The 20,035-nt window shown below is 49.0% G+C and carries 17 protein-coding genes; 15 read left to right on the top strand and 2 right to left on the bottom strand.

Going from position 1 to position 20,035, the window contains the following annotated elements; all coding sequences use genetic code 11:
* The 14 genes from NSS79_RS17180 to NSS79_RS17245 all read left to right on the top strand — a co-directional run bounded on the left by NSS79_RS17180 (position 1) and on the right by NSS79_RS17245 (position 17,378).
* Complete coding sequence (locus NSS79_RS17180) at positions 1 to 1,722, top strand: sensor histidine kinase (protein ID WP_342435418.1); 1,722 nt, start codon at positions 1 to 3, stop codon at positions 1,720 to 1,722.
* The gene (locus NSS79_RS17185; protein ID WP_342435419.1) at positions 1,689 to 2,915 is read left to right on the top strand and encodes a response regulator; all 1,227 of its coding nucleotides are present in this window, start codon (positions 1,689 to 1,691) and stop codon (positions 2,913 to 2,915) included. The genes NSS79_RS17180 and NSS79_RS17185 overlap by 34 nt, the downstream gene beginning before the upstream one ends.
* A 133-nt stretch (positions 2,916 to 3,048) precedes the next feature.
* Positions 3,049 to 4,383, top strand: a complete 1,335-nt coding sequence (locus tag NSS79_RS17190) for a sugar ABC transporter substrate-binding protein (RefSeq protein WP_342435420.1) — start codon at positions 3,049 to 3,051, stop codon at positions 4,381 to 4,383.
* A gap of 33 nt (positions 4,384 to 4,416) precedes the next feature.
* On the top strand, positions 4,417 to 5,298 hold the full coding sequence (locus tag NSS79_RS17195) for a sugar ABC transporter permease (RefSeq protein ID WP_038592004.1): 882 nt from the start codon (positions 4,417 to 4,419) through the stop codon (positions 5,296 to 5,298).
* Positions 5,299 to 5,312: 14 nt separating this feature from the next.
* Positions 5,313 to 6,191 carry a carbohydrate ABC transporter permease gene (locus NSS79_RS17200; RefSeq protein ID WP_342435421.1) on the top strand — a complete coding sequence of 293 codons (879 nt, stop codon included), beginning with the start codon at positions 5,313 to 5,315 and terminating at the stop codon, positions 6,189 to 6,191.
* Positions 6,192 to 6,254: 63 nt separating this feature from the next.
* Positions 6,255 to 8,345 (top strand): beta-galactosidase, encoded by a 2,091-nt coding sequence (locus NSS79_RS17205; protein WP_342435422.1) that lies wholly within the window; start codon positions 6,255 to 6,257, stop codon positions 8,343 to 8,345.
* 201 nt (positions 8,346 to 8,546) lie between these two features.
* Positions 8,547 to 9,707: a GntR family transcriptional regulator gene (locus NSS79_RS17210; protein ID WP_038592008.1), complete on the top strand. Its 1,161-nt coding sequence runs from the start codon at positions 8,547 to 8,549 to the stop codon at positions 9,705 to 9,707.
* A gap of 125 nt (positions 9,708 to 9,832) precedes the next feature.
* A complete protein-coding gene (locus NSS79_RS17215) occupies positions 9,833 to 11,170 on the top strand; it encodes a glycoside hydrolase family 125 protein (protein ID WP_342435423.1) in 1,338 nt (445 codons plus the stop codon).
* 48 nt (positions 11,171 to 11,218) lie between these two features.
* Entirely contained in the window at positions 11,219 to 12,529 is a 1,311-nt protein-coding gene (locus tag NSS79_RS17220; RefSeq protein WP_076112899.1) for an ABC transporter substrate-binding protein, read from the top strand.
* A 72-nt stretch (positions 12,530 to 12,601) separates the two neighbouring features.
* Positions 12,602 to 13,489 carry a sugar ABC transporter permease gene (locus NSS79_RS17225; protein ID WP_038592014.1) on the top strand — a complete coding sequence of 296 codons (888 nt, stop codon included), beginning with the start codon at positions 12,602 to 12,604 and terminating at the stop codon, positions 13,487 to 13,489.
* A gap of 35 nt (positions 13,490 to 13,524) precedes the next feature.
* The gene (locus NSS79_RS17230) at positions 13,525 to 14,412 is read left to right on the top strand and encodes a carbohydrate ABC transporter permease (RefSeq protein ID WP_038592017.1); all 888 of its coding nucleotides are present in this window, start codon (positions 13,525 to 13,527) and stop codon (positions 14,410 to 14,412) included.
* Between the two features lie 42 nt (positions 14,413 to 14,454).
* Entirely contained in the window at positions 14,455 to 15,516 is a 1,062-nt protein-coding gene (locus tag NSS79_RS17235; protein ID WP_342435424.1) for a glycoside hydrolase family 76 protein, read from the top strand.
* A gap of 24 nt (positions 15,517 to 15,540) precedes the next feature.
* On the top strand, positions 15,541 to 16,611 hold the full coding sequence (locus NSS79_RS17240; protein WP_342435425.1) for a glycoside hydrolase family 76 protein: 1,071 nt from the start codon (positions 15,541 to 15,543) through the stop codon (positions 16,609 to 16,611).
* Between the two features lie 314 nt (positions 16,612 to 16,925).
* Entirely contained in the window at positions 16,926 to 17,378 is a 453-nt protein-coding gene (locus NSS79_RS17245) for a MarR family transcriptional regulator (protein ID WP_342435426.1), read from the top strand.
* Between the two features lie 69 nt (positions 17,379 to 17,447).
* Here the strand turns inward: NSS79_RS17245 and NSS79_RS17250 are convergent, their stop codons facing one another.
* Positions 17,448 to 19,061: a DUF4179 domain-containing protein gene (locus tag NSS79_RS17250; RefSeq protein ID WP_342435427.1), complete on the bottom strand. Its 1,614-nt coding sequence runs from the start codon at positions 19,059 to 19,061 to the stop codon at positions 17,448 to 17,450.
* On the bottom strand, positions 19,045 to 19,566 hold the full coding sequence (locus tag NSS79_RS17255) for an RNA polymerase sigma factor (RefSeq protein ID WP_038592031.1): 522 nt from the start codon (positions 19,564 to 19,566) through the stop codon (positions 19,045 to 19,047). Before NSS79_RS17255 ends, NSS79_RS17250 begins: the two co-directional genes overlap by 17 nt.
* Positions 19,567 to 19,726: 160 nt before the next feature.
* Here NSS79_RS17255 and NSS79_RS17260 point away from each other — a divergent pair, with 160 nt between their 5' ends.
* Positions 19,727 to 20,035, top strand: a complete 309-nt coding sequence (locus tag NSS79_RS17260; protein WP_038592034.1) for a hypothetical protein — start codon at positions 19,727 to 19,729, stop codon at positions 20,033 to 20,035.

The following is a 20,035-nucleotide window of genomic DNA, read 5'->3' on the forward strand; positions in this document are numbered from 1 at the left end:
ATGAAAACGAAAGCTTCACACCCCCGGAACAAAGGCAAACCGCAGGCATTATCAATAGGCAGAAGCATGTACGCCAAGCTGCTGATGTTCTTCACAGTCATTGCGCTGCTTCCGTTGGCCGTAATGGGTTATTTCTCTAATCATAAATCGTCGCAGATCGTGAATTCACAGTTCGGGAGCTACGGAATGAACGCCATTGAGGAGCTTAAGCTCCATTTGGATACCAGCATCGCGCAGATGGACAATATTACGGGCAATCTACTGAATTATTTAATCTCTACACCCATGGTCATCGAAGATGGCGGAACGCTGAACTATAGCCGGTATAAGGAGGAACAGGCGCTCCAGCGCTATCTTATATCTTTTGAAACGGTCAATATTGTAAGTGTTTCAGTTGTGATGCCTTCGGGGAAATTTATCGGAAGCGGCGGACTTGATCAGGCAAGGCTTACGGACTCCTCCTTCTGGCACCAAGTTTCCGGGAATGGCGGAAGACAAGTTATCATCCACCGGCCGGATTACTATTACAGCTTTGTAAATGACAATATGGTCATCAGCCTGGTTGTGCCGGTCAAGGATCACTTCGGACTCCCGCCAGGCAGCCGGATTCTAATCGATACGAAGGCGGATTCCGTGGTGAATCTGCTTCGGGCGTTTCAGCATAATATGAACGCTCACCTGCAAATACGGGCAGCGGACGGAAGCGTGCTGCTGCAAAGCTCGGAGAAAAACAGTAGTTCGGAGGACGATATTGTCTGGTCCGGCGTTATGGAGCGGGAGGGCTGGACTGTTGAGGCCAGGATGCCGCATGCTGAGTTCTATCGCTCCTCGGGCGTGATCCTGAACTATACGCTGATCGTTGCGGGCTGCACGCTGCTCTTCGCCATCGCGATGGCCCATTTCTTCTCGCTTCGGCTTACGCGGCCCATTCAAAAGCTGACCCATTCGATGCGAAGATTCGGACAAGGGGAACTGTTCATCCAGACCCCGGTGCTCACCAGCGATGAGCTGGGCTATTTAAGCCAATCCTTCAACCGGATGACCGGACAAATCCAGGATCTGGTGCGTGAGATCAGCCGGAGCGAAAAGCTGAAGAGCGAAGCAGAACTGCGGGCGCTTCACTACCAGATCAACCCCCACCTGCTATTTAACACTCTGAACAGCATTCAGTGGAAGGCGAGGTTGGCCGGGCGCCGCGATATTCAGAAAATGATTGAGCATCTGGTTGCCGTCCTGGAGAGCACTTTTGCAGTGACTAAAACACTGGTACCGCTTGAGGAGGAACTGGCTTTAGTGCTTCATTTTATCGAAATCCAGCGGCTCCGGTACGATGATGCCTTTAGTTTCAAGCTGGAGGCCAAGCCGGAGCTGATGTCCTGCCTGGTGCCGCGGATGGTGTTCCAGCCGCTATTGGAGAACATCTTTTTTCACGGCTTTACAGACGGAGCAGGTGAAATTAGGCTGTCACTCGTCTCCGGAGCAGGCGAAATTAAGGCGGAGTTAACTGACAACGGGATCGGTATCAAGCCGGAGCATTTGCTCTATGTGAGGAACGGCCAAGTCATTCCGGGCAAAAAAGGAGGACTTGGCATGCGGAATGTCAGAGAGCGCTTTAACATGCATTTCGGCGAAAACTGCGATTTTACGATAGAGTCCGAACGAAACCACGGAAGTAAGGTGATCATACGATGGCCAAAGACTTACGGAGAGATTTACCCCTGAAGGTGCTTATCGTTGATGATGAACAGCTTGTGAGAAAAGGGCTGAGGATGACAGTGGACTGGGGCAGACATGGCATGGCAGTCGTCGGCGATGCACCTAACGGCATCTTGGGTTGGGAGAAGGTGGTCAATCATGAACCCGACATTGTCATTACTGATATCGTGATGCCCGAGATGGACGGAATCGAGCTGGCTCATAAAATTAGACACAGATATCCCCATGTCAAAATCCTGTTTCTGAGCTGTCACCGCGACTTTGCTTACGCACAGCAGGGGATCCAGCTCGGTATCTCCGACTATATTGTAAAAACCAGTATGGGCGACGAGGAAATGGAGCGATGCCTCGATAAAATCCGGCGTGAATGCGAGCTTCATCTGCAGAATCAGTCCTCCATGGCAGCATCTGAGGACGAGATGCAAATTGTGATGGAGTGGCTTCGGGTACAGGATATCACTGCAGAAGAGAGGCTGGTAGCCAAGCTGAATGGAGATTGGAGCTGGATGACCCGAGGCGGCTGCATCTTTCATTTGTATGATAATGGAAGCGCTAACAATTCCAGTTTTTCGATGTCTGAGCAAAAAACCTTTCTAAAGATTAGGGAGGCATTTGCATCCGGGGCACCAGGACGTGCGTTCTTACCGTGTCCAGACGGTACTGCGCTGCTGGCCTGCCACTGGGCGGAACGGGATACGGCGGAGCATGAACTGCTGCATCTGAAGAGTTCACGTAATCCCGGATTGGGATGGAGACTGGAGGGGCCGGTTGAGGGCGGGGTACGATGGATTGAGGGCGTGCTTCGTCTGATGCGCCTGCGGGCAATCGAGCGCGAGACCCGTCTGGTTAGCCGCCAGCATAAGGAGGATATTCTCAGCGCCATTGACTATATCAACCACCATCTGCATCTCGATCCCCGAGTCGGCGAAATCGCCGACCGGATCGGTATAAGCCGCAGTTACTTCAGCACCGTATTCAAAGAAGCAACAGGCAGCAGCCTGATTGATTTTCTTTCCCAGAAAAAGCTGGAACGGGCACAGAATCTGCTGGCAATGACAGACTACCGTATGGAGGAAGTAGCGGAGAAGATCGGGATTGGAGACGTCAAATACTTCGCCAAATGGTTTAAGAAAAGTGTCGGATTCGCTCCGGGACAATACCGCCAACAAACAAAAAGACACCAAAATCCAATGAATTGACCTTTCGCCCGTGTAGAAAACGGGCTTTTTTATTACATTCCAATAAAAGTGAACCTTTTTCGAACGGCAGTCGGATTTGAAAACCCTTACATTTCTCTTATGATGGTATCAACCCACTCAAGGAGGTCAAACAATGCATAACAAAAGAGGGAAAATGCTGCTTTCCATGCTTTTTACAGCTTCCATGCTGTTAAGCGCCTGCTCTGGTTCCAACACACAGAGTAATTCCGGATCGGCTGGAACGGATCAGGGGGGAGAGGAGAAGGTGAAGCTTGTCGTCTGGATTTGGGAGCAGGCCAAAGCCGGGATTGATCTAAATATGGACCGGTTCAAGGAAGCTTATCCCAATATCGAAGTTGAGTTCCAAACCATGAAATCCACCGATCTTTATCAGAAGTATTTGGTGTCCTCCAATACTGACGACGCGGTGCCGGATGTGCTGGCGCTCGAATCGACGAATCTATCGCAGATGGTTGAGATCAATTCGCTGCTCGACATTACCGAACGTGTGGCTCCATATAAAGATAATATCGTGCCCTACAAATGGAAGGACGCCACCATGGACGACAAAATTTATGCCATGCCATGGGACAGCGGACCGGTGGTGATGTTTTACAGGAATGACTTATTTGCTAAGGCTGGTCTGCCGACCGATCCGGATGAGGTCGCCGCCAAGATTAAGACTTGGGACGATTATTATCAAGCCGCCAAGCTGGTGAAGGAGAAGACAGGAGCGTTCATGTACGGCGATTCGAAGACCAATTCCAGCAACCGCGTGTTCGAATCTATGATGTGGCAGCGCGGATACTGGTATTTTGACGAGAACGGCAAGGTCACGGTCGATAGCCCGGAAGTGAAGGAGATCACAGATTACTTGATCAAGATGCAGCAGGAAGAACTTGTCTATGACGCCCGCGCCAACTCCGACCCTTGGGGCAATGCCATCGGTGAGGGTAAAATCGCCAGCGTAGTCGGCGGTTCCTGGCATGATGCGATCATCGAAAAGCAGTACTCGCCGCAGGATTCGGGCAAATGGTCAGTTACGACAATGCCGAAATGGTCAGCAGACGATAAATATGGCGGGGCTAACCAAGGCGGGTCCAACATGGCGATAAATAAAAGCTCGAAGCACCCGGAAGAAGCCTGGAAATTCATCGAATTCATGCTCGGCGATAAGGAGTCTCAGACCAAAATGATGCTGGAAGCGGGGCTATTCCCCTCGTTGAAGACGGTATATTCCGACTCAGCAATGGACAAGCAATTTGATTACTTCAAGGGCCAGCCTATCTTAAAAGTGTATGCCCAATCACTGGAAAGCACCTATCCGCTTGCTTACACCTCCGATTTCCCGATGGCCAACAAGCTGATGACGGACGTGTGGGCAAAGGTGTTCCTGAATGACGCCTCCTCTGGAGATGCGTTAAAGACAATGGCCGATGAACTCCGGCAAAAGACCAAAAGAGAGTAGACAGCAGCAAGGAACAAGGAGGTGAGAATATCTATGGGCAAGACAAGATGGAACAGACAGATGCGTTACGCTCCGTATCTGTACATTTCCCCATACTTTATTTTATTTGGCATCTTTTCACTGTATCCAATTATTTATTCGTTTTATCTCAGTCTCACGGAATGGAACGGTGCAAGTGACAAGCTATTCATCGGGCTGGACAACTATACGGCGCTGCTGAAGGATCATTACTTTTGGCTATCGCTGTGGAACTCCTTAGTCATCTTCCTGATGTATGTGCCGCTAATGCTCTTTCTTGGCTTAATCTTTGCCAGTATGCTTAACGCCAAATGGATGGTGGGCAAAGGGTTTTTCCGGATGGCTCTGTTTGTGCCGAATTTTGTGTCGGTGGTCGCCGTATCCTTCGTATTCGTGCTGCTATTCAATACCCAAGACGGGCTGATCAACACGTTCCTGCTTAACCTCAGTTGGATCAAGTCTCCGCTTCCTTGGCTTGATTCCCCGTGGTGGGCGCGCTTTTCTGTGGCGTTAATGGTACTGTATCGTTGGCTCGGCTACAATATGCTGCTGCTGCTGACCGGTCTGCAAAGTATTCCGAAGGATCTGTACGAAGCAGCTTATGTCGACGGAGCGACGAAAGTAAAAAGCTTCTTCTTCATTACCATTCCTTTGGTCAAAAAAATGCTGCTATTCTGCACCGTGCTGTCCACAATCGGCACCTTCTCACTCTTTACCGAGCCGTACATTCTCACCAAAGGCGGTCCGCTAAATTCGACGCTGACGCCGGTGCTGATGCTGTATAACGAAAGCTTTCAGAATTTCAACTTCGGCTACGCCTCGTCAATCGCTGTCTGCTTCTTCATCTTGATGATGAGCATATCGCTGATCCAGATGCGTCTATTCGATGAGAAATAAGGGGGGAGAACCGAATGACGCTTTTGACTCAAACGAAAAAGAAGTCTGCGGCGAAAAGGGCCAGCCGTTCAGGTGAGAAGGGCCTGACCGCTGGTGCAGCATTTGTCCTGATGGCCGTGGTCTCCCTCATCACGTTGTTTCCGCTGCTCTGGTTATTCAGCTCATCGCTGAAAGATATCAGCCAAATCTTCGTCAATCCTCCGATCTGGCTGCCGACAACGCTGCATTGGGAGAACTTCACTGAATTGTTCGTGAACCGTAAATTTGGCATTATCACCTGGAACAGTCTGCTGCTGTCCACGACGATGACGATTACTGCGCTGCTGTTCTGCAGCCTGGCCGGGTTCGCCTTTGCCAAATATCGGTTTCGCGGCAAGGACATTCTGTTCGTCTTCGTGCTCGCTTCGCTAATGATTCCTCATGAAGCAACGATGGTTCCACTGTTCATCATTTATAAGAACCTGCATCTCATCGACAACATCTGGGGAGTGATTTTACCCGATTTGGCCAATGCTTTTGGAATCTTCTTCATGCGGCAGTACTGCAGTTCCATTCCCGATGAAATGATGGAAGCGGCACGAATCGACGGTTGCAGCGAGATTGGCATGTTCCGCCGGATCATTCTACCCAACCTGAAATCGGCATTCGCCGCCCTGGGGATTATCCTGTTCGTCAAGCAGTGGAACAACTTTCTGTGGCCGTCCGTTATTTTGCGCTCCCAGGAGCATATGACGTTGTCCGTGGCGCTCAAGGCGCTGGAGGACAGCAACAATACACCTTATCATCTCATCATGGCCGGTTCGGTTGTAAGCGTGCTGCCGCTGCTTATTATCGTTCTGATTTTTCAGAGACAGCTTATTTCCGGCATGATTGACGGTGCGATTAAAGGATAAACAAACACGAATTGCTTAAAGAGCTGGACATAACCTCGTGAATGGGAAGGAGTTACGCAAGCCATGAAATTTGGTGTTGATTATTATCCCGAGCACTGTCCGCCCGACTTGTGGCAGCGGGATGCAGTAATGATGAAGGAGATGGGTATCGAGGTTGTGCGGATGGCGGAGTTCTCATGGGCGAAGATGGAGCCGAGTCCGGGCATCTATGAATTCGGCTGGCTGGACGAAGCCATTGAACTGCTGGGAGAGCAGGGGATTACAACCATGCTGGGCACGCCGACGGCGGCTCCGCCGGTGTGGATGATGGAGCTTCATCCAGATCTGTATCCCCTGAATGCGGAGGGTCAGAGGGTAGGCTTTGGCGGCCGGCATCATGACTGCCAGTCGCATCCACACTACCGGAAGCATATTAAAGAATTTGTGCGGACCATGGCCCTTCGCTACCGGGACAACCCCTATGTTGTCGGCTGGCAAATTGACAATGAGCTGGGTAACAGTCACCGTAATTTGTGCTATTGTGATTACTGCCGGGCAAGGTTCCACCGATGGCTGGAGGAACGGCATGGGACGATCGAAGGCCTGAACGAGGCGTGGGGAACGGTGTTCTGGAGCCAGACCTATACCTCTTTCTCGCAGATTCCCGTTCCACTTGCTACACCTAACAGCCATAATCCATCGCTTCTGCTAGATTGGAAACGATTCTGCTCCAGTCTGGTCGTCGAGTTCCAAAAGTGGCAGGCGGATATACTGCGGGAGGTATGTCCCGGCCATCTTATTACGCATAACTTTATGGGCTTCTTTGACAAGACTGATTATTTCGAGCTGGCGAAGGATCTGGATTTCATCTCCCACGATCAATACCCGATGCTGTTTCTGGAGGAACGGATCAAGCGCAGCTCGCCCTCCCACCTCGGCATGGCGCTCGATCTTATGAGGGGAACCAAAGGGAAGCCGTTCTGGGTGATGGAGCAGCTCGCCGGACCGACAGGGACGGAAATTCTCGGCTCAACGCCCCGGCCGGGGCAGATGCGGCTCTGGACCTTTCAATCCGTTGCCCATGGTGCGGATACCATCGTCTATTTCCGGTGGGATACCTGCCTGTTCGGCAGCGAGCAGTACTGGCACGGCATTCTGCCCCACAGCCGTATTCCGGGTCGCCGATACGAGGAAATCCGCGACAGCATAGCTGAACTGGCTCCTCATATGGAGGCTTTCCGCGGGGGACTTCCCGAAGCCGAGGTTGGGATTGTGTTCAGCTACGACCAGGAATGGGCGCTGCAAATCCAGCCGCATCATCCCGACCTGAACTACGTCGCACATCTGCACCGTTATTATAAAGCATTATTTGATCACAATATCCCTGTAGATCTAATTTCCGAAAATGACGATTTCTCAAAGTACAAAGTGCTGATTTTTCCGCTTCTGTTCGTCACCGATTCAGAGCTATGCCGAAGACTATATGAATATACAGAAGCGGGCGGGCATGTCCTGCTCGATATGCGGACCGCAGTCAAGGACCGGAATAATGCCGCTATTCCACTGACGCTGCCGGGAAAATATTCGCAGCTGCTGGGTCTAAGCATCTACGATTACGACTGTCTGCGCCAATTCGGGCAGAGTGTGAGCTGGCTGAATGATGAGGGGATTTCCAGAGCAGCCCAAACGGAAGATGGAGGCGGGAGGTCTGAAGAGGAAGCGGAGCTGTGGTGCGATGTGATCACAGTGGAAGGCGCAGAGGTACTCGCCGTATACACCAGGGATTTCTATGCCGGGACACCGGCGGTTACCCGCCATACATACGGCAGGGGACGAGCCTATTATGCCGGCACGGAATTGGGGCCGGAGACGATGGAAAAGCTGGTCTTGGAGATGATTGGCGACGCTGGGGTCAGTGGAATCGCAGCCGCACCGGAAGGTGTCGAGATTACCCGGAGACGGGGAAAGGACGGTACTTATTTCTTTGTCCTGAATCATAACCGGACGGTGTGCGAATTGGATGTTCCAAAGGGATGGAGTCTGGTTTCGGAAGTAAGTGGAATGAACAAGGGCTGCAACCCGAAATCGAAGTCTGAATCCTCCAAGGAATGGCATGAATCCAATCCCATCCTGCTTCAGCCTTTTGATTGTGCATTGTTTCTTGAGATCACCTGATTAACTTGAACTACATCAGCGGCAGTTCAAAAAATCTACCTAACTGACGGACATAGCTATTCTGCGTCCGTCAGTTAGGTTTTTTTGCAGCCAGATCTATAATGAATACAGAAAGACTAGGTATGCATCGACATTCATAATATATCATGATATATTATTATGTAAATCACGAATAATAAGAGTCAGGAGATAGTGAAGGTCATGAACGAACCGACGTCTTCTAAGCCGATGTATGAGAAGATCTTTGACGAAGTGAAGGAGAGCATATTGACTCAAGCCTATAAGCTTGGAGAGCGTGTTCCTTCCGAGAAAGAACTGGCTGATAGCTATAATGTAAGCCGTATTACCAGTAAAAAAGCACTTGAGCTGCTGGCCGCCGAGCATTTGATCGTCCGTAAGCCGGGCAGGGGTTCGTTTGTGGCCGATCCGGTCGCTGAACTTCAGGAGCTGCCTCCCGGAACAAGTACCGGAATCCCTGCAATCAATGTAGAAGAGAAGACCATCGGGCTGATCATCACCGATTTTGGCAACAGCTACGGTACGGGGCTGATCTATGGCATGGAGCAGGCTTCACGCGATAATGACTGCTTTCTGGTCTTGCGGAGAACCTTCGGTATTCCCGAGAATGAAGAGCAATCCATCCAGAAGCTGCTCAACCTGGGTGTGGATGGACTGATTATCTTCCCGGCGCAGGGCGAATATTTCAACGCGGAAATCCTCAAGCTGGTCATTGGCCGTTTCCCCCTGGTGCTAGTGGACAGACATTTAAAGGGGGTAGCCGCCGCATCGATCAGCACGGATAATCTTCAGGCAGCGCTTGAAGCCACAGAGTATTTGTTTGATTTGGGACATACCCATATATCATTTCTTTCGCCTCCGCCGGTCGATACCACTGCTGTCGAGGACCGGATTGAAGGCTTCATACAAGCACACGCCCAGCGGGGAATCATGGTAGATAAGGAGCTGTGGGTCAGTGACTTAACCTCGACATTGCCGAAGTTTTTTAACCCGGATAATATTGAACATGATCTCGCGCGCCTGGAATCCCATCTGAAGAGTCACCCAGACATTACTGCGCTGTTTGCCATTGAGTACAATATTGCCTTGCTCGCCAAGACAGCGGTGGAACGCCTGGGACTGCGCATCCCCGAGGATATCTCCATTATTTGCTTCGACAGTCCGCCGACACAACTTGGAGGAGGTTATGCCTTCACCCATATGCGCCAGAATGAAGAAGAGATGGGTCGGCTTGCGGTAGAGAATGTGCTGACAATTATGAACGGGCATTCTGTGCCGAATAAGGTAATGCTGGAGGCGAAGCTGATCCCCGGCAGCTCGACCGGACCTGCAGTTCGAAAGTAACGGCAACAGATAACGACGAACCCATTCAACCGGATGGGTTTTTTTATATCCAGATTCTTGAAATGATATATCATTAAGTCTAAAATATTGATTGACATATTATTTATATACCAATATACTATTTAATGAAAGCGCTTAATAACAATACAAAAGGGAGGTTGTTTCTACTGTACTCCTCAAATGAATTACCCCAATCCATACAACGGCTGGCTGCACAGGTTCGGACAATATTGCAAGACAGTCCAAAACTGGCGGACATGTTCGAACAATGTTTATCGAACACCTGGAATACAACAATAAAACGTAATAAAGACGGAAAGACCTTTGTCATTACTGGTGATATTCCTGCCATGTGGCTGAGGGATTCCGCCGCACAGGTCAGGCCTTTTCTGATCCTTGCCGCTGAAGATGAAGAAATAGCAGACATGATCGAAGGATTGGTTAAGCAGCAATTTGCTTTTATCGAGATTGATCCTTATGCAAACGCTTTTAATCAGGAGGCGGATGGACGGGGGCATCAGGAGGATCTCACAGCAATGAACCCCTGGATCTGGGAGAGGAAATACGAAGTAGATTCCTTATGTTATCCGATCCAGCTCAGCTATTTACTGTGGAAGAATACCGGACGGACCAGCCAATTTGATGCCGCTTTTGAAAAAGGGGTCCGGCGGATTATTGAACTGTGGACCACCGAACAGAACCATGAGCGCGATTCCCTCTATACGTTTCAACGCCTACATGGAGCACCAACGGATACGTTGGTCCGTGAAGGCAAAGGCAGCCTGACGGCCTATACAGGAATGACCTGGTCCGGGTTTCGACCAAGCGACGATGCCTGCGAATACGGCTATCTCGTCCCGGCCAATATGTTCGCTGCCGTTGTTCTCCGGTATGTGTGTGAAATTGCCGCTGAGGTGCTGAACAGCTCTGAGCTTGCAGCTTCCGCGCAACACCTGCTGGAGCAGATTGAAGGAGGTATCAGGCAACACGGTACTGTGGATCACCCTGAGTTTGGGACTGTGTATGCCTATGAGACAGATGGACTTGGTAGTGTGAATTTGATGGATGATGCCAATGTTCCCAGCCTGCTCTCCATTCCTTATCTCGGCTACTCTCCAGTTGATGATCCTGTATATATGAATACCCGCAGCTTCATTTTGAGCAAGCGTAATCCCTATTTCTATTCAGGCATAGCCGCAGCAGGCATTGGCAGCCCCCATACCCCAAACCGCTATATCTGGCCAATCGCCTTAGCAGTACAAGGAATGACTTCAGGAAATATAGAGGAACAGCAATCCATTCTTGACCGGCTGGTGCAGTGTGATGACGGTACCGGGTTTATGCATGAAGCTTTTCATGCAGATGATCCCAGCGCGTACACCCGTCCCTGGTTCTCTTGGGCCAATATGATGTTCTGCGAGCTGGTGCTCATGCGCTGCGGAATCGAAGTAAAGCGCAGCTAAATGAACGGCAACAATGACATACCAAATAGTCTGAGGGGGATGAAAACAATGAAGAAATGGTTGATTACAGCACTAACTCTGGTGACGGTCTCTGGCCTGGCCGCCGGGTGTGGCGGTAATTCTGGCAATTCCGGGGATGCCAATGCAGGGAAAAGCGGAACAGAGCAAGGCGGCAAGAGTGCAAAGAAGACAGAGCTTACTTTCTGGGGGGACTGGGGCGGAGAAGGCCAGAAGCAGTTCGAAACGATGGTCGATGCTTTTAACAAATCGCAGGATAAGATTCACGTGAAATACGTGCTGCAGCAGGATATGATCACTAAATTCCTTACTGCGGCCACGAACGGCGGTGCTCCTGACATACTTTTCTGGGACCGCTGGCGGACTTCACTTTATGCGCCCAAAAATGTGCTGCATCCGGTGGATGACTATTTAACACGTGATGGGATCTCCAAAGATGATTTTTACAGCGAATCCCTGAACGAACTTTCTTACGACAATAAATTGTACGGTCTGCCGCTTACAGTAGACGCTCGTGCACTATTCTACAATAAGAAGCTGCTGGCCGAGGCCGGGCTTCAGCCGCCGACGACTTGGGATGAGCTTGAAGCGGCGGCTGCGAAGCTGACCAAATGGAACGGAGACAAGCTTGAAGTAGCAGGCTTCTCCATGGCAGACCTGGGGTTGTTCAACATGTATCTCCAGCAGGCGGGCGGCACCATGCTGACCGAAGACGGGAAGACCAACTTCAACAATGAGCAGGGTAAGCAGGTGCTCGAATTCTGGGACCGGATGATGAACAAAGATAAAGTGTACAAAGTGGGCTTTGAGCTGGGGCTCGGAGAAGGCCAGGATGCTTTTGTTACCGGAAAAGTCGCTATGCTCTATTCAGGCCCATGGATGCTCAGCACTTACAATAAATACGGCAAAGACCTGGAATACGGCGTTGTTCCTCCGCCAGCAGGCCCTAACGGTGACAAGGGCAGTGTGATGGGCGGCTTCGGCCTGGTTATTCCTGAAGGCTCCAAGCATCACGATGAGGCCTGGGAATTTATCAAATGGTGGACGGCTAACAAAGACAACGCTCTGCTGTGGGCTAAGACCAGCTTGAACCTGCCTGGCTTCAAGCCTTCGATGGAGGACCCGTTCTTCAAGGATGATCCGCTGTGGAAACCTTTTATGGAAACCCTGGAATTTGCTAAGGTCCGCCCGTCGCATCCCGGCTATTCCGTGATGGAGACGGACGCCTTGGCGCCGAATCTTCAGCTTAACCAGCAGAACAAACTGAGTATTGAGGACACACTTAAGAAGTCTCAGGAGCAGGGAGACCAAATGCTTAAGGATAACGAAGTTGTGAAGTGACAGTTGTAGCAGCAGGGAGGCGGTGCCTCCCTGCTGTTATGAACCTTGCCGCATAATGAAGGGGGGAGTTGTATGGCTTCCATGAGAAAAGTGGAAAGACATCAGGCGCGGACTGCTTATTTGTTCATCACGCCTACAGTGCTGCTGTTCGTGGTCTTTACAATTATTCCAGTAGTAATGGCCTTATATCTCAGCTTTACCAATTATGATGTGCTTAGCCGAAATGACTGGATCGGGCTTGATAACTACCGGCGGCTGGCTCATGATGATCTGCTGTGGAAAACCTTTCGCAATGTGTTTCTGTATTCGCTGATTTTTGTGCCGCTCAATATCCTAATCTCACTGCTACTGGGACTGCTGCTCAGCCGGGCGTGGCGCGGGGTGAAGCTGTTCCGCACCTTTTATTATCTGCCTACGCTGACTTCAGCTGTCGCGGCAGCAACGGTATGGATCTGGCTGCTGCACCCGGAATTTGGGCTGATTAACGGTTTGCTCTCCTACGTTGGGATTACAGGACCGGCCTGGTTGTCCGAGACAAGAACGGCCATGCTCTCAATAGTCCTGCTGACACTCTGGCAGTCCGTCGGCTCTAATATGATTATTTATCTGGCAGGTCTGCAGGGCGTTCCGGATTATCTGTATGAATCGGCCCGGCTGGATGGTGCAAACAAAATGGATTGCTTCCGGTATATCACTTGGCCGCAGTTACGGCCGACAACTTTCCTGGTCAGTACCATGGCCATCATCGGTGCACTGCAGCTGTTTGACCAGGCTTTTGTTCTGACGCAGGGAGGGCCGGCCAATGTCACGAAGACACCGGTCTATCTGATCTACCAGCAAGGCTTTAACCAGCTGCAAATGGGCTATGCTTCTGCGCAGGCATTTGTGCTGGCGATGGCCATCCTGGTCTTTTCACTGATCAATATGCGGATATCCAAAGCGGAAGAGTCAGTCATTTAAACAGGGCTGCCCAGGAAAAAAGGAGGCTTACAGCTATGGGTGTTACCGGCGGCTCCGCCCTGAAGCGGGGCATTAACAAATCCATTTATTATATCGTATGTATCGTTATTGCTGTTGCCATGTTCCTGCCATTCTATTGGAGCGTACTAACGTCCCTGAAACCGGATGAGGAGATCTTTGCGATGCCGATCCAATGGTTTCCGAAGCATTTGACCTTTGATCATTACCGCAAAGCATTCTCGACCGTGCCATTTGCTTTATTTTTCTGGAATTCGCTTGTTCTTGCCGTATCTGGTGTATTGGCCAATTTATTCTTTGGCTCACTCAGCGGCTATGCTTTTGCGAAGCTGAAATTCAGGCTCAATAAGCCGGTATTCCGGGTGCTTCTGGCAGCGATGATGATCCCCGGCATCGTAACCATGATTCCGACCGTTTATGTGATGCGCCATATTCCATTCGCCGGAGGCAATGATCTTTTCGGCAGTGGCGGCAACGGACTGATGAACTCCTTCTGGGGCATTATTCTGCCGGGCGCATCCGGGACGTTCGCGGTGTTCTTCATGCGGCAATTTTTCCTCACCCTGCCCAGCGACATGCTGGAAATGGCCCGGATTGAGGGCTGCGGTGAATTTAAGATCTTTTGGCGCATTTATCTGCCGCTCACGAAACCTGCACTGGCTACCTTAAGCATCTTTACCTTTCAGGCAGGGTGGAACAGTTTCCTTTGGCCGATGATCGTCTTAAATGATCCGGATAAAGCGACCATTCAAATGGGGCTGCAGGCCTTTTCCTATAACTTTCAGACCGATTACGGGCCGATGATGGCCGGTGCGCTGGTCGCAATTCTGCCGATATTGGTGCTCTTTTTGGCCCTGCAGCGTTATTTTGTACAGGGCATTGCGTTCAGCGGTATTAAAGGGTAAGCAGCTACTGAAACCAGATCAGATATGAGGAGAGAGAGCCTTATGAAGCAATTGAAAATTGAGCCACGACTATGGGAGGAACGGGCGGACAAGGCGCAGGAAGCGCTGGATCATTATTTCTGGAACGAAGACATGGGCATGTACAACATTGAGACGCCTTGCCCGTATGGAGAATGCAACACTATATTTCACTATTGGTGGATGGCCCATGCCGTGGACACACTGGTGGACGGTCTGCTGCGGACAAGAGACAGACGGTACGAAGAACGTCTCGCCTCGCTGCATGAAGGTCTTCTCCGCCGCAATGGCGGAAGTTGGCCGAATGAGCTCTATGATGATATGGAATGGATGGCATTATCATGGCTACGTGCGTATCAGGCAACGGGGAAGGAGAGCTACAAGCAGACCTCATTAATTCTGTGGCAGGATATCAAGACGGGCTGGAACGATCATATGGGCGGCGGCATCGCCTGGCAGAAATCGCAGCTTGATTATAAAAACACCCCGGCCAACGCGCCTGCCGCCATCCTGGCTGCCCGGCTGTATCAGGCCTTCGGTGATCCGCAGGATCTAGAATGGGCAGAACGGATTCTAAGCTGGCAAAAGAAACATCTCGTCGACCCGGAGACCGGTTTTGTCTGGGATGGGCTGAACCGTGAGGGGGATGGCACAATCGATAAAGACTGGAAATACACCTACAATCAAGGAGTGTATATAGGCGCCGCAATTGAACTGTACCGGATTACGGATCAAGCCGGCTACCTTGAAGATGCCCGGCAGACCTTCGCCGCAGCCGTTGAAGAGCTAACCGGCCCGCAGCTCAGGGTGTTGCCGGATGAAGGAGGCGGAGATGGCGGTCTGTTCAAGGGCATACTGGTCCGCTATACCGCCGAACTTGTAAAGTCCGATCCTGAGGCCAGAGAGGCTGCATCCTTTCTACAAAGAAATGCGGAACTGCTTTGGGAGAGAGGGAAGGCGGAAAGTGCGTTGTTTGGAACGGACTGGTGCCGCCCGCCCGGCGGCATTGTGCAGCTAAGCTCCCAGCTCAGCGGCATAAAGCTGCTGGAGCGGATGGCTGAGCTTGGCACTATTATCGGTGAATAATTAACGCCAGATGGGGATGATCCTATGGACATTTTTGCTGAAGTTTCAGCAAAGGCTGACTGGAAGGGACGTGCGGACTGGTTCCAGCGCTGCCTTCAGCAGCATTATTACAATGAAGAGACCGGTATTATGAATCAGTGGTTTCCCAAAGCGTATATCCGTCCGGACGACAACTTCTATTATTGGTGGCAGGCCCATGTGATGGATGTGCTTGTCGATGCTTATGAACGTACGGGAGATCCCGCAGCTCCCCTGCGTATCCGCGAATTCAGCCGTTGTCTGCGTGCTTATAATGGCGGTACCTTTTCCCATAATTATTATGATGATATGGAGTGGACGGCACTTGCGCTGCTGCGGGCGTACCAGGCTACCGGGGAAGAAGAATACAAGAATGCGGTGCTGGAGCTGTGGTCTGATATTCAAACCGCGTGGAACAGCCATTTCGGAGGAGGAATGGCCTGGAAGAAGGATCAGCTGGATTATAAGAACACCCCGGCTAATGCACCAGCCGCCATTCTGGCTGCCCGTTTGTACGGATTGTTCCGGGATCCGGAGGATCTGGAATGGGCGGTCCGCATTTACGAATGGAACAAAGCCCATCTGGTGGATCCCGGCTCCGGCTTTGTATGGGACGGAATTAACAGGCTGGGAGACGGCCGGATTGATTATGACTGGGAATTCACTTACTGCCAGGGAGTGTTTCTTGGAGCGGCGCTTGAACTGTACCGTGTTATAGGAGAGCAGCAATATTCAGACGATGCTCTGCGGACAGCCGACACAAGCATACGCCGATTGTGCCACCCGGTTACATTCATGCTGCCTGATGAAGGCATTGACGACACCGGATTGTTCAAAGGAATTCTGATCCGCTACTGGGTGCAGCTGGAGAAGCAGTTTCCTGGAACACTGCCTATCCGTAAAGTTATCCTGGCGAATGCCCATGCTTTATGGACGAAAGGACTGGACCACGAGCTGGGACTCTGCGGCCCTTCTTGGGAGCATAAGCCTTTACTGCCGGTTCAGCTCAGCGTGCAGCTGAGTGGATTGATGCTGCTTGAAGGTGCAGCCGCTTTGGAAAATCAGCGGAACGAGTGAGCAGGGGATTTCAGCTTATCTAGGATACATTTCTAATCTAACCATACTGAGAATTGCAAACAGCATGTCTCCATTCCTACTGGGAGACGTGCTGTTTAATTTGCAGGCTTCTATTCTTTCGTCATAAAAACACTATGGGGTCTTCAATGTAATCCGTAAACGGACTATAGTATTCAGCTCTTGTACTCACTTGCCCGCTCCATTCTGTATTTATTTTTTATGTAAAGAACGTCATAATGAACTAACGACAATTATAAGTATATATAAATTAATATCGTTGTAAATACAACAATATTGGACTGGCAGGTGATTGAATGAAGGAGATACTTCGTGAAGTTGGAATGATTGCGAGGGCATTAGATTCTATAAGTAATATAGAGTTCAAGGAACTAGATCTTACAAAAGGGCAGTATTTATATCTGGTTCGAATATATGAGAATCCGGGAATTATTCAAGAAAAGCTGTCGGAAATGATAAAGGTGGACCGAACAACAGCAGCACGTGCGATTCAAAAGCTTGAAATCCAAGGCTTTATTGAAAAGAAAGACGATGAAACGAACAGGAAAATTAAAAGGCTATTTACAACTGAAAAAGGTAAGCAAGCGTACTCTTTTCTAAAGAGAGAAGGGGATCATACCGATTCGGTTGCGTTAGCAGCATTTTCTGAAAAAGAACAAGAAACATTGTTTCGTCTTCTACTAAGAGTCAGAAAAAATGTTGAGGTTGAGTGGGAATCCGTAAAGAAGGGGAATAAAAGGGAGTACTGATATCAGAAGCGGCAGTCTAGGATTTTATTATCCAATCCAAGACTGCCGCTGGTTTATTATTGAATTCAGTTAGAGTTTAACTTCTTCGTTCCGGCTTGGATCGCTGTATTTATAGATACCAGGGTTCAGTTCAATCTTTTCATCAAAGGGAATACCTTTGTAGCTATCGATATTAACCCCTGTAGATACCATACCCTTAGGTGTAATTTCAGGTACTATTTCTTTGCCATTAATCCGTACCGTAGTTTGGTTAACACCCTTGAAGCCAGGGGATTCGGAATGGGACTCGACCATCAAATTTCCGCCCTCAATATAATACGTGAATTGAATATCAAATCCATCCACATTAAGTTTGGCGAACTGCTTTTCTTTCTTTGGTTTATTTAGCGTGATCCAATTCTTAGAGGTATCCCGTTTTTCAATGACAGCATCTTTTAATTTAAGTTTCATTGGAACATCAGACCAGTCCTTATACCACTCCGAAGATTCAAATTCAAATAAATGCTGATAGCTTCCGGGCTGATCTCCTTTTAAAACCCGATCCCCGGCGATTGTTTTATCCCCTATAACCAGTTGAGCAGTTTTATAGTGGACAATTCCTTTTTTAAGCGATTCTTCTTCATTGATTAGGATCTGGATAACTAAAGGGGTGATCACCAGCTGATCGAACGTTATGCCTGTCTTTTTTTGGACTTCAGGACTGGTGTACAATTTCTTAGTGAACATAGCTTCACTTGCCTTTTTTCCATCTGCTTTAAAATCAAACTTCCAACTGCCCGAAATCCGTTTAGCTTCTTCAATGTAACTAAAATGAAGACTGGCATCCTTCCAATCGGGTTCAGTCATATCGAATACCTGTTCAATAAACAAATCCGAACCTTCGCTAGGCATGATGGTGGGAACTGCTTCTTTCACTTGCCCACCAGCATTAACTACCAGTTGCGGGGTGCCGCGTCCCAAGTCAGATGGTGAAGCAGCGACTCTATAGCGGATAATGGTTTGATTTGAAGCTTGTCGAACGGATTCAATATGGAGGGTTGGATACTGTGTAGATCCGGTAACAATCGTATCTCCTCCTTGAGGTTTAGATTCTAAGGGAATATCCCTTTTACGGAGAAAAATAAGATTTTGCGCTTCAAATTTGTAGTCTTTTTTATCATCCTTTAATGTATCAGGGGTTTCGTATACACCAAGGAGTTTCTTGCTTTCCGGGTCGTATTCTAAATTGCCGTATACTTTTGCCTCGCTACCGGATTCACTTGTCATGGTATTTTTCTCTGTAGCAATTCCAATATATTGGCTTAGGTCGGTTTTAGTGTCCAGAGATATGAGCATTTTCATTTTTTCTCCATCTGTCACCACACCGTTCAAGTTCATTGTAACTCCAGAACTGGAAGCTTGGAGATCATACTGCTGGCCGATACCGTTTTTTAATGCATTGGTCACACTACGGCCACCAATTTTATCCCAATTGATCGTCATACTAGCGTATACAGGAATGGCGACAAGCAAGATACATGAGAAAACGATACTGATGGGAACAACCTTCATACGATGTCTAGGAATATTCTGCGAAGGCTGCAGATTTATTTGGCGTTGATATGCTTCTTTTTCTATGGCTGTCCACATTAAATCATAATCCGGCAGGGGAATGTTCTTATCCTTTTCAATATACTGATTCATTGCTGCTCATCTCCTTTAGTTGAGTTCCAACCATTTTGCCCTTTAACAGCTTGAGCCCCTTATTTAGTCTGGATTTTGCAGTTCCTTCGGGTATGTCCATCACTTTAGAGATCTCGGGTACAGTTAATTCGTTAATAAAACGAAGGACTACTACCATTCTGATTTTGTCGGGAAGCTTACTATATAAGCCTTGAATTTCTTTTTTTGTTTCCCGGCGATTTAAATGCTCTTCGACAGGGTTGGAATCCTGAGACCTGGATAGTAAATAATTACGTAATTCTTTCATCACTCCTGTTTTACGCCTTCTGATCAGGCTGTTACACTCATTCGACGCAATTCGCAAAATCCACGATTTCAGGTTTCTTACCTTTGATCTATCTGCCAAAATCACTTTGACAAATACCTCTTGGCTAATATCCTCAGCATCAGCCTGATTTTTCATCAAATAGTAGCAAAAATAATAAACATCTTCTTTATAGAGCTCGAAAATTTCCCGGTCAGTCATTCTGCTGCACCTCCTTTTTTGTTGTTCTCATGAATAAGACAGATAGAGGCTAGCCATCGTTCATTTTATGTACACTATAGTTTTGACAGTAGACTCCGAGAATGAGAGAATATTGTTTTGTAGAAGCTACAGATTTCAAAAAAATTTTGGAGGCATATCAATGAATCAGCGTTTTCGTATCACACGATCAATGCAGGAAAACAATGCGGAGCCATCCATCTCTTTGGATGAATGCAAAGATTACTTTGCAGCTAAGCCCGACTTTGCATACTCACAGGTTTTTACCGTAAAAGGCCCGGAAAGCAACATGTCCATTGATGGAGACTTTTTTATGTGGAAGCAGGGGGATGTGGAAATTCCTTTCCGGCTTTACATGGGTGATTTGTATGTAGCTATTTCCAACGAAGCTGTAGTTCCCAAAATGATTGAAATTGCAACGGAACTGCAAGCTGATATAGTTGAAGGGTAA

Origin of the sequence: Paenibacillus sp. FSL L8-0436 (genome assembly GCF_038593025.1) — a bacterium.
In the GTDB taxonomy this organism is placed as follows: Bacteria; Bacillota; Bacilli; order Paenibacillales; family Paenibacillaceae; genus Paenibacillus_AQ.